At 70.0% G+C, this 14,093-nt stretch carries 10 protein-coding genes; 7 read left to right on the forward strand and 3 right to left on the reverse strand.

Going from position 1 to position 14,093, the window contains the following annotated elements; genetic code table 11:
- Positions 1-730: dihydrolipoyllysine-residue succinyltransferase (gene sucB, locus FMP39_RS35515; RefSeq protein WP_141594405.1), on the forward strand; the 730-nt coding region annotated here is incomplete at its 5' end.
- A 157-nt stretch (positions 731-887) separates the two neighbouring features.
- Complete coding sequence (locus tag FMP39_RS35520) at positions 888-1,094, forward strand: cold-shock protein (RefSeq protein WP_011555986.1); 207 nt, start codon at positions 888-890, stop codon at positions 1,092-1,094.
- Between the two features lie 105 nt (positions 1,095-1,199).
- Here the strand turns inward: FMP39_RS35520 and FMP39_RS35525 are convergent, their stop codons facing one another.
- The gene (locus tag FMP39_RS35525) at positions 1,200-3,404 is read right to left on the reverse strand and encodes a DPP IV N-terminal domain-containing protein (RefSeq protein ID WP_141594406.1); all 2,205 of its coding nucleotides are present in this window, start codon (positions 3,402-3,404) and stop codon (positions 1,200-1,202) included.
- A gap of 120 nt (positions 3,405-3,524) precedes the next feature.
- Here FMP39_RS35525 and FMP39_RS35530 point away from each other — a divergent pair, with 120 nt between their 5' ends.
- Positions 3,525-4,301 (forward strand): UPF0489 family protein, encoded by a 777-nt coding sequence (locus FMP39_RS35530; protein WP_141594407.1) that lies wholly within the window; start codon positions 3,525-3,527, stop codon positions 4,299-4,301.
- A 13-nt stretch (positions 4,302-4,314) separates the two neighbouring features.
- Here FMP39_RS35530 and FMP39_RS35535 read toward each other — a convergent pair whose 3' ends face one another.
- Entirely contained in the window at positions 4,315-6,099 is a 1,785-nt protein-coding gene (locus FMP39_RS35535) for a BamA/TamA family outer membrane protein (RefSeq protein ID WP_228558615.1), read from the reverse strand.
- Between the two features lie 135 nt (positions 6,100-6,234).
- Between FMP39_RS35535 and FMP39_RS35540 the strand changes: the two genes are divergently transcribed.
- A complete protein-coding gene (locus tag FMP39_RS35540) occupies positions 6,235-7,497 on the forward strand; it encodes an endonuclease (RefSeq protein ID WP_141594409.1) in 1,263 nt (420 codons plus the stop codon).
- Here the strand turns inward: FMP39_RS35540 and FMP39_RS35545 are convergent.
- Complete coding sequence (locus FMP39_RS35545; RefSeq protein WP_141594410.1) at positions 7,494-8,363, reverse strand: cobalamin-binding protein; 870 nt, start codon at positions 8,361-8,363, stop codon at positions 7,494-7,496. The genes FMP39_RS35540 and FMP39_RS35545 overlap by 4 nt on opposite strands.
- Before the next feature lie 269 nt (positions 8,364-8,632).
- Between FMP39_RS35545 and FMP39_RS35550 the strand changes: the two genes are divergently transcribed.
- From FMP39_RS35550 to FMP39_RS35560, 3 genes are read left to right on the forward strand one after another with little or no spacing between them, the layout of a single operon-like run.
- On the forward strand, positions 8,633-10,255 hold the full coding sequence (locus tag FMP39_RS35550; RefSeq protein ID WP_141594411.1) for a serine/threonine-protein kinase: 1,623 nt from the start codon (positions 8,633-8,635) through the stop codon (positions 10,253-10,255).
- 38 nt (positions 10,256-10,293) lie between these two features.
- Positions 10,294-12,774, forward strand: coding sequence for a TonB-dependent receptor (locus tag FMP39_RS35555; protein ID WP_141594413.1), 2,481 nt, complete (start codon positions 10,294-10,296; stop codon positions 12,772-12,774).
- Entirely contained in the window at positions 12,771-13,985 is a 1,215-nt protein-coding gene (locus FMP39_RS35560; RefSeq protein WP_141594412.1) for a hypothetical protein, read from the forward strand. The genes FMP39_RS35555 and FMP39_RS35560 overlap by 4 nt, the downstream gene beginning before the upstream one ends.
- The last annotated feature ends 108 nt before the right edge of the window (positions 13,986-14,093 follow it).

Genomic DNA, 14,093 nt, shown 5'->3' on the forward strand with positions numbered 1-14,093 from the left:
GGCGCAGCCCGCCGGCCCCCGCCCGAACGCCGCCCGCGAGGAGCGCGTGCGGATGACGCCGCTGCGCAAGCGCGTGGCCGAGCGCCTCATCCAGGCCCAGTCCACCGCCGCCATGCTCACCACCTTCAACGAGGTGGACATGGGCGAGGTGATGGCCCTGCGCAAGAAGTACAACGACAAGTTCCAGCAGAAGCACGGCGTGAAGCTCGGCTTCATGAGCTTCTTCATCCGTGCCTCCGTCGAGGCCCTCAAGGCCTTCCCGCAAATCAACGCGGAGATTGACGGTGAGGACGTCATCTTCAAGCACTACTACGACATCGGCGTGGCCGTCAGCGGCAGCCGCGGTCTGGTGGTGCCGGTGGTGCGCAACGCGGACAAGCAGGGCCTGGCGGAGCTGGAGAAGTCCGTGGGCGAGCTGGGCACCAAGGCGCGCAATGACAAGCTGGCCCTGGCCGACCTCCAGGGTGGCACCTTCACCATCACCAACGGCGGCATCTTCGGCTCCATGCTGTCCACGCCCATCCTCAACCCGCCGCAGACGGGCATCCTGGGCATGCACAACATCGTCGAACGCCCCGTGGCCCGCGACGGCCAGGTCGTGATTCGGCCCATCATGTACATCGCGCTCACCTACGACCACCGGCTGGTCGACGGCCGCGAGGCCGTTCAGTTCCTGGTGCGCGTGAAGGAGTGCATCGAGGACCCGGAGCGGCTGCTCCTGGACGTCTGACTTCAGGCCCGGCATCCGGGCAAGACTTGCATTCCGGGCGGCCGGCTGGACTTCCAGCCGGCCGTTTCACTACAACTGGGAGTGTCTCCCGGTTGTCGGGGGGCGGGAAGAACGGGCGGCTCTCCTCGCGCCGCCCCGCAAGACTGAAGGACGTGCAATGGCAACCGGTACCGTGAAGTGGTTCAACGACGCGAAGGGCTTTGGCTTCATCACCCAGGACGGCGGCGGTGAAGACGTGTTCTGCCACCACACCGCCATCAACATGGACGGCTTCCGCACCCTGGCTGAAGGCCAGAAGGTGGAGTTCGAAGTCACCCGTGGCCCCAAGGGCCTCCAGGCGCAGAACGTCCGCGCCGCCGGCTAACGCGTCCGTCAGCCACTCCCTCCGGACTGGCCGATGACAAGAGGCCCGGCCCCATCCACCTGGGGACCGGGCCTCTGTTTTGTTCAAGCCCTGGGGCCGCGCGGCCTACAGGTTGCGCTTGAAGTGGTCCATGACGCGCTCCCACTGGCGCTCGGTGACGAGCGGGTCGGGCACCATGTGCGTCAGGCCGCTCAGCGGCAGCAAGTCGTGCGGCTTGCCGGCGCGGAAGAGCGCGTCACTCAGCTTCAGCGTGTGGAAGAAGTAGACGTTGTCGTCCGCGGTGCCGTGGATGAGCAGCAGCTTGCCCATGGGCTTGTCCTGCTTCGCGTACGTGAGCAGCGAGCTCTTCTCGTAGGCCTCCGGGTTCTGCTGCGGCACGCCCAGGTAGCGCTCGGTGTAGTGGGTGTCGTAGTCCAGCCAGTCCACCACCGGGGCGCCGGCCACGCCGGCCTTGAAGACGTCCGGGCGCTTGAGCACGGCCAGCGCGGACATGTACCCGCCGAAGCTCCAGCCGGAGATGCCCACGCGGGACAAATCCAGCTCCGGGACTTCCTTGGCCAGCGCCTGGAGCGCGGCGACCTGGTCCTCCAGCGTGACGCCGGAGAAGTCGCCCTTCACCTCGCGCTCCCACTTCGCGCCGCGCAGCGGGGTGCCGCGGCCGTCAATCTTCACCACGAGGAAGCCCTGGTCCGCCACCCACTGCGACATCAGGTGCGCGGCCATGCTCTTGTGGACCACAGTGGTGGTGGGGCCGCCGTACACCTCGACGATGACGGGCAGCTTCTTGCCGGGCTTGAAGTCGCGCGGGCGCACCAGGGACGTCCAGAAGCGCTCGGGGCCCACCTGCCGCTGCTCCACGTTGGGCGTGTAGGGCGGCTCCTTCGCCACCGAGGGCAACTCGCCCACGGTGGTTCCGTCCGCGCGCACCACCTGCACCTTGGGCATGGACTTGAGGCCCTGGCCATTCATCACCATCAGCCCGCCGCTCTTGGACACCGAGCCCGACTCGATGTCGAGCCCCGTCGTCACCTTCTCCGGCGCGCCACCGGCCTTCACGCGCCACAGGTGGCTCTGCGTCGGGTTGGGGCCGCCGTTGAAGTAGAGCGTGTCATCCTTCTGGATGTAGCGCGCCAGCGAGCGGAAGCCCGCGTCCGGCTTCACCAGGGTGCGCACCAGCGCGCCGTCCGCCTTGCGCAGCTCCACCTCCGGGCCGCCGTTGCGCTCCGTGTACCAGAGGAAGCCGCTGCCATCCTCCAGCCACAGTGGGAAGACCTGCTCCAGGTTGAGCCAGGCGGCGTCCTGCTCCGTCAGCAGCTCCCGCGACTTGCCCGTGCGCGGGTCCACCGCGAGCAGCTTCTGCTCGGTCTGCTCCCGGTTCTGCACCAGCGCGGTGAGCGGACCGCCCTTGGGCCACGTCACGGTGGCCAGGTACGGGTACTTCGCCGCGTCCCACTGCGCCCACACGGTCTTCCCACCGGTGACGGGGGTGATGCCCAGGCGCACCTTGGCGTTGGCCTTGCCGGGGCGCGGGTACGCGAAGTCCTCGCCGCCGCGCTCGGGGTGCATCACGTCGACGATGGTGAGCTTCTCCACCTCCGTCGTGTCCGCCTCCGTGTACGCGATGGACTTCGCGTCCGGGCTCCACCAGTAGCCGGTGAAGCGCCCCATCTCCTCCTGGGCGACGAACTCGGCCACGCCGTGCGACTTCGCCTCGGTGCCGCCCTTGGTGACGCGGTGCTCGCGGTTGGCTGCCACGTCGATGCGGTACACGTCGTGCTCCCGCACGTAGGACACCTGCTTGCCGTCCGGGGAGAAGCGCGGATCCAACGTGCCCGGGCCCGTCTTCAGCTCCGTCACCTTGCCGCTGGCGCGGTCCACCACGTAGAGGCGGCCGGACAGGGGCACCAGCAGCCGGTTGCCGTCCTCGGACACCTGGTAGCTGGTGAAGCCCCGGGCGCTGACGCGCATGCGCTCACGGCGGGCCTTCTCCTCGGGGGTGAGCGTCTCCTCGGCGCCCTTGAGGATGGCCTCGGGGGTGAGCAGCTCCCGCGTCTGCCCGCTCTCCACGTCGAACGCGTAGAGCGTCTGCACGTTGGACGTGGGCTGGGTGCGCAGGAAGAGGATGCTCTTCTCGTCGGGGGAGATGCGCACGCCGCCGGGCCGGCCGCTCATGAAGCGGCGCGTCTCCGAGAACTGGCGCAGGAAGGGGTCTTGCGACCGCTGCGTCTTGGACATGGTCAGGGGCTTCTGCTCCTGGGCGGAGGACGAAGCGCTCGCAAGCAGGAGCGCGGCGGTGAGGACGTGGCGCATGCGTCGTCGAATCCCCGCGGGAAGGGCGGGGCTCCTTTCGTGGAAAGGTGCGAGACAGCCTACACTCGGCGGCCTCGCGGCCGGAGCAAACGCCTGGCGTGCTGGAGGATTCCCGACGCAATGGAAACGGAAGACGACGCCCTGCGGCACCTGCGCCTGGCTGGCATCATCCGACTGGGCCTGGGCGGGGGGCGTGGCCCCCGAGACGCCTACGTGTTCGACCCGCACCGGCTCGCCCTCCCCGCCTGGGCCTGCGCCCTGGGCGACACGGAGGGCCCAGCCCTGCTGGTGACGCTGGACCGGCACCTGGACACCGTGATGCCCCGGGCCCCCGCGGCCGTGCCGGACCGGACGGCCGGGCTGCGCGCGCTGGATGAACATGCCCGCTGGGCGCTGGACGTGCGCAACTACGACCACATCCTCGCGGCCATGGAGGCGGGGCTCGTGGGAGACGCGCTGCTGATTGCCCGCGCCCGCCCCCGCGGCGCCTTCACGGAGGACACCTACGTGGACAGCCGGGGCCGCCCGCACCGACTGGTGGCGGTGCCCACCGTGGACCGGGCGGCGGAGGCCTACAGCCGCCCTGCCCCTGGCGACGCCGTGCGCGACGTGCTGGACGCGGCCGGCCGGGTGCTGCTGGACGTGGACCTGGACTGCTTCACGTCCCTGAGCGACGCGGACCCGACGACGGTGCTCCCCTGGCCCCGGCAGGTGATTCGCGAGTTCCTGCTACCCGAGGACTCGGAGCCCTTCTGGGACGCGGTGCTGCGAAAGACGGTGGCGCTGACGCTGGCGCGCGAGCCCCACCACTGCGGCGGGCTGCTCGCGTCCGGGGACTTGTTCCAGGACGCGGCCCAGGTGCTGTTCCGGGAGCTCTTGCGCACCGAGCCCCCGTGAGCCACGCCGCGCGCTACAGCGGCGTCTCCATGAAGTTGGGCCGCACGTCCGTCATCTGCCCGCCCGCGAAGGAGAAGCGGCTGCCCACCGGCGGCCGGGCGTCGTTGAGCACGTAGCCGAAGTCCACGCGGAAGGGCAGGACGTTGAACTGCGGGAAGAGCAGCCGCAGGCCCATGCCCACCGTGTGCACCATGGCGGGCCGGTCGTTGAAGGCGCTGCCCGAGTCCCAGAAGAGCACGCCGCCCAGGTGCACCGTCTTCACGACGATGGGGCGGCTTCGGTACTCCAGGTTGAAGAGCAAGAGCCGCCGGCCGGAGTACGCATCCGCGCCCGCGCCACGCAGGCCGTTGGCGCCGCCCAGCAGGTGGATGCGGTCGAACAGGTCGTCGATATTCACATCCAGCAGCCCGCGCGCCACGAAGCGCCCGCCCAGCACCTTGGGCGACACCTCAATCAACTCCGCCGCCCAGCGCCGGTTGGTCCACGCGCCCCGAGGCCCCAGGGGCCGGCGGACGGCGCCCGACAGGGAGGCGGTGGTGAGCGTGTCCCCCAGCCGCAGGCGGTAGCGCAGCGCCAGCCCGCCTTCGACGAAGTGGCTTTGCTCGCCAAACACCGGCGGCGCGTAGCGCAGGGTGGCCGCCACCCAGTGGCCCATCTGGAAGTCCTCGGCCAGGACGTACGAGTCCACGTCCCGCAGCACCTCGTAGCGCGCGTCGAAGGCGCGCAGGCTCAGGCCGACGTAGCCGGCGTCCTCGGCGCGCGGCAGGTAGTTGCGGTTGAACCACTCCGACTGCTCCGGGGACAGGCCGGACGCCAACGGCGCGCCGTAGGCGTAATGGTAGGCCCCCACCGTGCCGCCCACGTTCCACTTGTAGCGGGTGCCCATCGAGCGCGTGTACGAGAGGCCGCCCACCACCTCTTCGGTCCGGTAGATGTAGGGCACCGCGGGCCCGCCTGGGAATGGCAGCTGCCAGATGGACGCGCCCCGGTAGACGCGGTTGGTCTCCACGTTCCAGGACACGGAGGCGCTGGCGCTCCACGGCGTGGACAGCGAGTACAACGGCCGGCTCACCGCGAAGCTGCCGCGCGAGCCCTCCGTCTTGCCCGCCTCCCGCCCTTGGATGACGGCGATGGACTCGCTCAGCGACCAGCGGCTGCCCAGCACGCGCGGGTCGGTGTAGCTCTGCCCCAGACTGAGGGTGTCCTGCCGCAGCACGAAGTCCACGGCGATGCGCTTGCCGCGTCCCAGGAAGTTCTGCTCGGTGCCCTGGAGCTTCAGATACTGGAGCAGCGAGCCCACCGCCGCGAAGTCGCTGTTGAGCCGCAGCGACCAGATGTCCTTGGTGACGGCCATCAGCGCCACCGAGTCCGGCGTGCGCCCCTTCACCGCCACCAGGCGGACCATGGAGAACAGGCGCAACCCGCGCAGGTTGCGCGCCGTCTCCTGGGCGAGCACCTCCGAGTACGGCGCCCCCACCTGGAGCAGCACCTCGCGCCGGACGACGTCGTCCCGCGTCCGGGCATGGAAGATGTTGAGGAAGTCCGGGAAGGGGTCGATTTCGGCCACCACGTCCTCGGTGGCCACCAACACCTCTTCCAGAATCTTGCCCTCCGGCGCCGGCTCCAGCACCCGTCCATGCCGGGCCAGGGCCTCGTCAATCAGCGCGTCCTCGTAGTTGTCGATGGCCGACGCGAGCCCCTGCTCCGGCGCGCCAGACGACGCTTCCGACGAGGAAGGCGCGGCCGCGAGAGACGTGGCGACGAGCAACGCAGGCAGCGAAAGCGGCACGCAAGGCATCCTGTCATGAGCCGCGGCATTGCCCCTGGACAATGCCGCGCTCTGTTACATCGCTGGATTTCCAGCTTTCACGGTCGCGTCGAAAATATACATGGGGGAAGCAACCGCGAAGCCCACTGGGTGGATAATGACGGCATGACCAGCGTCGTCGGCCCCCGCCGCTCGCCCCTCTCCGCTCGCCCGACCACCGAAACCGCCCGTGAGACGACGTCCTCCCCCCGGACGACCTCCTCCGCGGCCACCAGCTCGTTCCAGCCCGCGCGGCCGGGACTCGAGGGCACCACGCCTTCGATGCTGACGAAGCTCGGCGCCGTTTTCGTTCCCCAGACGCCCACCGCGACGCAGGCGGCGGCCTCCCACCTGAAGGCCGCGGCCGGTACACGGGCGGCGTCGCTGGTCCACAGCACGACGCCCAACGCGGACATCAAGGACCACACCACCATCGAGAGCACCATCGACGTCCCCGAGGACGCCACGGTGGAGTCGCTCAAGCTCAACCTGGACATCGAGCACACCTACCGGGGCGACCTGAAGGTGACGCTGACCTCGCCGTCCGGCAAGAGCGCGGTGGTGTCGAACCGCAAGGGAGGTTCGTCGGATGACCTGACGGGCGCCTTCGACCTGTCCGCGTTCAAGGGCGAGCCCACGAAGGGCACCTGGACGCTGGAAGTGCAGGACGCGGCGCGCGGCGACACCGGCACGCTGAAGTCGTGGGGCCTGGACATCGCCCCGCAGACGCCGGTGACGGAGCCCGAGGCGCCGGAAGAGCCCGAAGGTGGCCTCTTCGAGGGCCTGCGCGACGGCGCGCTGCTGGACGCGCTCCAGGACTACGCGTCCGGCAAGAAGGTGGTCAGCTACAACGAGGCCCGCCGGCTGATGTTCTCCAGCCTGGACGTGAACGAGGACGGCAACGTCGTCTGCGTCTACACGGGCGCCGAAGTCAAAGGCGGCAAGATTCCCAACAACTCGGTGATGAACACCGAGCACACCTGGCCCCAGTCGAAGGGCGCCACGGGCGCGGCGAAGAGCGACCTGCACCACCTCTACCCCACCGACAGCAAGGCCAACTCCCGGCGCAGCAGCTTCCCGTTCGGCGAAGTGGTCAACGTGCGGTGGAGCCAGAACGGCGCCAAGCTGGGCACCGACGCGCGCGGCAACATGGTCTTCGAGCCGCCCGACGCCCACAAGGGCAACGTGGCGCGCGCGATGTTCTACTTCTCCGCCACCTACAACAAGGCCATCCCCAACGACGAGGAGGCGGCGCTCAAGGCGTGGAACAAGCTCGACACGGTGGACGCCGCCGAAATCGAGCGCAACCGCCGCATCGCCACCATCCAGGGCAACTCCAACGCCTTCGTCGAGGACTCGGCGCTCGCGGACCGCGTGAAGGACTTCTAGGCCCCCGCGGAGCGCAGTTCCCCATCGCGCAGGGGCGGCAGCTTCTCGCCCCGCGCCACCGCCGCGACGATTTTCGCCAGCCGGTCCACGCCATCCGACAGGGCGGCGGGCCCCGGCTGGAGGATGAGCGAGCTCTTCACTTCATAGAGCTGGTCATCCACCACCGCCCGGACCCCGGTCCACCCGGGGCGGGCGACGATTTTCTCCCGCTTCGCCTTGCGCCCGCACCAACTGGCGATGACGCCCTCCGGGTCGCGCCGCGCCACCTCCTCCGGCGCGAAGATGCGGCCCTGCGCCCCCTGCGACGCGCGCGACTCCCGGCACACGTCCACGCCGCCCACCAGCTCCACCAGCTCCGAACACCAGCGGATGCCGGAGATGAGCGGCTCATGCCACTCCTCGAAGAAGATGCGCGGCCGGCGTGGAAGCGACTCCGCCGCGTCCGCGTGCCGCTCCAGGTTCGCGGTCAGCTCCGTGGCCAGCGCCTCCGCGGCTTCCGGCCGCCCCACCAGCGCGCCCGTCAGCCGCACTGACTGCAGGATTTCCGCGAGGGAGCGCTGGTTGAACAGGTAGACGGGCACGCCCCGCTTCGCCAGCTCGCGGCCGATGTCCGCCTGCAAGTCGGAGAAGCCCAGCACCAGGTCCGGCTTCAGCTCCAGGATGCGCTCGAAGTTCGCGTCCAGGAACGAGCTGACCCGCGGCTTCTTGCGCGCCTGGGGTGGACGCACGGTGAAGCCGGACACGCCCACCACCAGCTCCTCCGCGCCCAGGCGGTAGAGCACCTCCGTCGTCTCCTCGGTGAGGCAGACGACGCGGCGGGGATAGGGCGGGGCACCGGAGAGCAGCTCGGACAGGCGGGCATTCATGCGGGGCCGCACCCTAGCGCGGCCACCGCCGCGCTACGGGTCCGTAGCACGCGTCCGCGCGCGTGGACCGGGCTTTCTCCGCACTCCCAGTCACGACACGGCGAGCGTGTGTCACCTGTGAAACGTTGTCGCGCCCGAGCCGGATTCTCGGCCGGTGGCGCACTGCGCTAACCCGGCAGGTCGCTTGGGAGGTGGACGATTGCAGTGTTAGCATCTGCCCTCATGTGCGACCGGCGTGTCACGTGCCTCACCGGTCGGTGGGGGCAGTCATGATGGAGAGCAACGCCCCGACGAATGGCGCCCCCCCCGACGTCGCGGACCCGATGCTGGGCCGGGTCCTGAACGAGCGCTTCCGCATCCTGGAGACGCTTGGCGCCGGAGGCATGGGCCGCGTCTACAAGGCCGTGCAGTCACCGCTGGACCGGCTGGTGGCGCTCAAGGTGCTCAATCCGCAGTACGGAGAGGGCAAGGACCCGGGCTTCCAGAAGCGCTTCTTCCTGGAGGCCAGCGTCACCGCGAAGCTGCGCCACCCGAACACCGTCACCGTCATCGACTACGGCAAGACGGAAGACGGCATCTACTACATCGCCATGGAGTACCTGGAGGGGCTGACGCTGGGCCAGCTCCTCACGCAGATGGGTCCGCTGCCGTGGCCGCGCGCGCTCAACATCACCCAGCAGATCGCCCGCTCGCTGCGCGAGGCGCACAAGGTCGGCCTCATCCACCGCGACCTCAAGCCCGCCAACGTCATGGTCCTCAATCAGGAGACGGACCATGACGTGGTGAAGGTGCTCGACTTCGGCCTGGTGAAGTCCTTCATCGGCGACGCGGCGCCCGTGTCACAGGACACGTCCATCACGCAGGCGGGCATCATCCTGGGCTCGCCGCAGTACATGGCGCCGGAGCAGGCGCGCAACATCGCCGACCCGCGCAGTGACGTGTACAGCCTGGGCGTGGTGCTCTATCAGATGCTGATGGGGCGGCCGCCCTTCCTGGCCGCGCAGAGCATCGACGTCATCGTCAAGCACATCAACGAACTGCCGCCCGCCTTCGGCTCGCTCTACCCCAACCATGGCATCCCCGGAGAGGTGGAGGCCCTGGTGATGAAGTGCCTGGCCAAGACGCCACCGGAGCGCTACCAGTCCATGGACGAGGTGATGGAGGCCATGCGCCGCACCATGTCCACGGTGGGCGTCAGCGGCGCCTTCAGTGGCGCACGCTTCGCGGGCGCGGGCATCAGCGGCGTCGGCGGCAGCGGCCCCATCAGCGGGCCCCACGGAAGCGGCCCCCACGGCGCGGCCGGCTCCGGTCCCGCCACCGTGGCGCTGGACATCTCCGTGGAGGAGGCGCCGGTCAAGGGCCGCAAGCCGCTGGGGATGATCCTCGGCGGCGGCGCGCTGCTGGTGGGCATTGGCGTGGCCCTGGTGATGGCGACGCGCCCCACCCCGCCCGCCAGGCCCATCGTCCCTCCGCCACCGCCCGCCGCCGCTCAGGCCGTGCCCGAAGCCAAGGCGCCCGAGGCCGCCCTCCCGCCCGTGGAGTCCGCGGCGGGTGCGTCCGACGAGGAGCTGGCCCTGGCGCCGCTGACGCGCCCCACCGTGAAGCCGGTGCGCTTCCTCATCGTCAGCGACCCCATGGGCGCGCGCGTGACGTACCAGGGGAAGGACCTGGGTGAGACGCCCCTGAACCTCGAGGTGGCGCCGAATGCCAGCGGCGTCGCGGAAGCGGCGCTGACCTTCACCCTGGACGGCTACCAGCGCGCCCGCGCCGTCGCCAAGGGCGCGGGCCCCGAAGAGCGCTTCACGCAGAAGCTCCAGCCCAAGAAGAAGGCGAGCACGCGGCCTGGAAAGGCCCCAGACTCGTCGCCCTACAAGGACGACCCGTACAATTGAAAACCCTGACAGCCTTCAAACGAGCGGGGCTCCTCGCGATGTGTCTGTGCGCGGGGGAGGCCCTGGCGGACGCCCGCCTTGAGGCCCGGCGCCACTTCCGCAGCGGCATGAGCCTCATCGCCCAGAAGCAGTACGACGCGGGCATCGCCGAGCTCGAAGCCGCCTACGCCATCAAGCCGCACCCCAACGTCCTCTTCAACATCGCCCGCGCCTACCAGGACTCGGGCCGGTCGAAGGCGGCGCTGGAGGTGTACCAGCGCTACCTCGCCAGCAATCCGCCGGACGCGGCCTCCGTGCTGCCCACGGTGGCCGCGCTGGAGGAGAAGTTGAAGGCCGAGGAAGCACAGGCCGCCGCCGCGCTGGACCCGTCGTCGCTGCCCATGCCGCCGCCCCCCGCGGGCATGCAGTCGCAGCAGCAGTTGAGCGTGCTGCTGGAGCGGCTGGAGAAGGCCATTGAGCGGGCCGAGGCCATGCCCGTGGGGAGCGCCACCATTCCCGGCCTGACGCCCACCGGCGTCGCCTCCGCCAGCTCGGACGACACGGCCGGCGGCGTGGACCTGGGCGCGGTGCCCTACGAAGAGCGCGTGGTGACGGCGAGCCGCCGCGCGCAGTCCTCGCTGGACGCGCCCAACGCCACCACCGTCATCACCGCCGAGGACATCCGCCTGTCGGGCGCCACGTCACTGCCGGAGCTGCTGCGGCGCGTGCCCGGCGCGGACGTCATGGCCCTGGGCGTGGGCAGCGCCAACGTGTCGCTGCGCGGCTTCAACCAACGCATCGCCAACAAGGTGCTGGTGCTGGTGGACGGCCGCACGGAGTACCAGGACTTCCTGGGCCTCACCATCTGGTCCTCCATCCCCATCGGCCTGGAGGAGATTGAGCGCATCGAGGTCATCCGCGGCCCGGGCAGCGCGCTGTACGGCGCCAACGCCATGCTCGGCGTGGTCAACATCATCACCCGCGCGCCCGGCACCGGCCCGCGCGCGGAGTTCCACGCCACCGGCGGCACGGGCAACACCGCCGCGGGCTCCTTCGTCAGCCACGGCGGCTCGGGCGCGCTGCGCTACCGGGCGGCGGCGGGCTATTCGCAGACGGACAAGTGGAGCCGGGACTACGCCAGCGGCCTGCCGGACGTGACGCTGCGCGGCCCCGACCCGGACCTGGGCGCTCGCGGCGCGCGCGCGTCGCTGTCCGCCGTGTACACCTTCGCCGAAGGGCGCCAGGTGGGCCTGTCCGGCGGCGTGAATCGCTTCACCACGGAAATCTATCCGCCGGGCCTGCTGCGCAACTACTTCATCGACGGCGTCAACGCCTTCGCCAAGGGCGACGTGGAGCTGGGGCCGCTGAAGCTGAAGACGTTCTGGAACCACATCTCCAGCGACGCGGGTCCCCAGTATGAAGCCACGGGCCAGCGCTCCCTGGTGACGTCGCTCAACTCCAACCTCTTCAACGCCGAGCTGCTCTTCGCGCGCGACTTCGAGCTCGCGGGCACGCACCAGCTCAACATTGGCGTGGAGGGCCGCCTCAAGCGCGTGGACTGGGGAGACTACCTGGGCCCGCTGCGCGAGCAGGTGCACGCGGCCTTCTTCGTCCAGGACGAGTGGCGCATCGTGGAGCCGCTGGCGCTGGTGGCCAGCTACCGCGTGGACCGGCACCCGCTGCTCAACCTGGGCAGCCCGGGCCTGGCGCACTCGCCGCGCATCTCCGCGCTGTTCAAGCCTTTCGAAAACCACGCCTTCCGCGCGAGCGCGGCCTCCGCCTTCCGCGAGCCCACGTTCCTGGAGAGCTACACGCAACTGACGGTGCCCGTGCCGGGCATCAACGGCGTCAGCACGCTCACCACCGGCAATCAGCAACTGCGCCCCGAGCGCCTCACCGCCTTCGAGCTGGGCTGGCGCGGCGAGTCCCCGGAGCTGGGCATCGACCTGGACGTGGCCGTGTACCAGAACACGGTGAGAGACCTCATCGGTCTGTCCGGGGTGTCGCGGCTGCCGCCGGGCCAGTCGTATGACCCGGGCACCGGTTCGTACCTGCTGGGCAGCTCGTCCTTCCAGAACGAGGACGCCATCTACACCGCGCGCGGCGCCGAAGCGGGCGTCACCCTGGCGCCGGTGGACGGCCTGGGACTGAAGTTGAGCGCGTCGCTGCAGGACGTGACGTCGGACCGCGAGTCGGCGGCCGAGTGTGGCCCCTGCAACCAGGCGCCGCAGTTCCGGCTGTACGGCGGCCTCACCTACCGCTCACGCGCGGACCTGGAGTTCGGCGTGGACGCGGCCTACACCTCCGCCTCCACGTGGATTGAGCGCGAGCCCGCAGCCGCGGACCCCACGCGCATCGACCTGGTGTCCAACCCGCTGCGCGCCTACACCGTGGTGAACGCGCGCGTGGGCTACATGGCCGTCAAGGACTCCGTCACCGTCGCGCTGGTGGGCAGCCACCTGGGCGGCGCACATTCCCAGCACCCCTTTGGCAATCGCATCGAGCGGCGCGTCTACGCGACCCTGACGGTGACTCCATGAGCCGCCCCACCTTGTCCTCCTGGAAGCGGGCCGCTGGTGGCCTCGCCCTCGCGTCCGTCATCGGACTCGGCTGCGATTCACCGCCCGTGGTGCCCACCGCCGACGTGCGGCAGAACACGCGCAACGCGCGCATCGACGGCAACCTGGTGGTGCAGTCACGCGCGCGTGGCAACGCGGTGGTGTTCCTCTACGACGCGGACCGGCCTCCGCCGCCGCAGGGCACCGGCCGCCCCCTCACCTTCACCGTCGTCTCCGCCGAGCAGCTCTTCGGCCCGGCGCTGGCAAATGACACGCCCGGCCCCTTCGTCGCGCCCTTCAGCTTCAGCCTGGTGCCCGAGGGCCGCTACATGCTCCGCGGCTTCATCGACGCGAACGGCTGCGGCTCGGACGCGGGCGCGGACTGCCGCCGGTCCGACTTCAACCCCTGGTACGGCGTCACCAGCGAGCCCAACGCGGGCGACGTGGGTGGCGCGGCGGTGGACGCGACCGGCAGACCGCTCACGGTGGAAGTCGTGGCGGACGCGGACGGCCAGCCGCAGCCCCTCACCGGCGTGGCGGTGAGCTTCTCCGACACCGCGAGCGTCTTGAGGGACCGGCCCACGTTCCAGGTGGTGCAGGGTGACGGGCAGCTCGGCAGCGCGGTGAAGCAGCTGCGCCTCCAGCCGCTGTCCCTCCACGAGGGCGCGGTGGACCAGCGCCCGGAAGGCTTCGCCGTCAGCTACATGGACGCAGACAACGACGGCACCCCCGATGGCTTCTGGCCGCGCGTGGTGGTGCGCAAGCTGGCGGACGACGCCAGCAACCTGGTGGACGAGAACGACCTGGACCGTGATGGCATCCCGGATGACACCGGCGTGGACTACGCCCACGCCGATGGTTCCCAGGACGGCGTACCGGATGTCGTCGTGCTCAACGCGCGCCTGGTGCCAGACAGCATCACCGCCGCGCTCACCGACGAGAACGGCAACCCTCGCATGGAAGGCGCCGTCGTTCCGGAGCTGGTGGTGGAAGTGCGACCCCAGGCACTGGATGCCCGGGTACCTACCAACCCCGTGCCGCTGCGTGAGCTGCCCCGAGGTCGCTACGCGGTGGTGTTGATCCAACCCAGTGGACAGACATGGCGTGTGCCCAATGAACTGGCACCCGCCCTCGCGTCTGGACTGGGGCTTCCTGCTGTGGAAAGTCAGGCTTTCTTCCTGGAGGTTCCCTGAGTGGCGGTGCTTTGACTTCGGACGCTCCATCCGCCAACATGATCGCCGTTCCCCGGGGAACTGCCCCAATTGAGGTTGATGATCCGATGAAGGCCGGAACCCTCCCCG

The sequence above is a fragment of the Myxococcus sp. AB056 genome (assembly GCF_006547365.1).
Lineage (GTDB): Bacteria > Myxococcota > Myxococcia > Myxococcales > Myxococcaceae > Myxococcus > Myxococcus virescens.

Coding starts and splice junctions, on each gene's coding strand:
- FMP39_RS35520 (WP_011555986.1), top strand. CDS start 888: ATGGCAACCGGTACCGTGAAGTGGTTCAACGACGCGAAGGGCTTTGGC.
- FMP39_RS35525 (WP_141594406.1), bottom strand. CDS start 3,404: ATGCGCCACGTCCTCACCGCCGCGCTCCTGCTTGCGAGCGCTTCGTCC.
- FMP39_RS35530 (WP_141594407.1), top strand. CDS start 3,525: ATGGAAACGGAAGACGACGCCCTGCGGCACCTGCGCCTGGCTGGCATC.
- FMP39_RS35535 (WP_228558615.1), bottom strand. CDS start 6,099: ATGCCTTGCGTGCCGCTTTCGCTGCCTGCGTTGCTCGTCGCCACGTCT.
- FMP39_RS35540 (WP_141594409.1), top strand. CDS start 6,235: ATGACCAGCGTCGTCGGCCCCCGCCGCTCGCCCCTCTCCGCTCGCCCG.
- FMP39_RS35545 (WP_141594410.1), bottom strand. CDS start 8,363: ATGAATGCCCGCCTGTCCGAGCTGCTCTCCGGTGCCCCGCCCTATCCC.
- FMP39_RS35550 (WP_141594411.1), top strand. CDS start 8,633: ATGATGGAGAGCAACGCCCCGACGAATGGCGCCCCCCCCGACGTCGCG.
- FMP39_RS35555 (WP_141594413.1), top strand. CDS start 10,294: ATGTGTCTGTGCGCGGGGGAGGCCCTGGCGGACGCCCGCCTTGAGGCC.
- FMP39_RS35560 (WP_141594412.1), top strand. CDS start 12,771: ATGAGCCGCCCCACCTTGTCCTCCTGGAAGCGGGCCGCTGGTGGCCTC.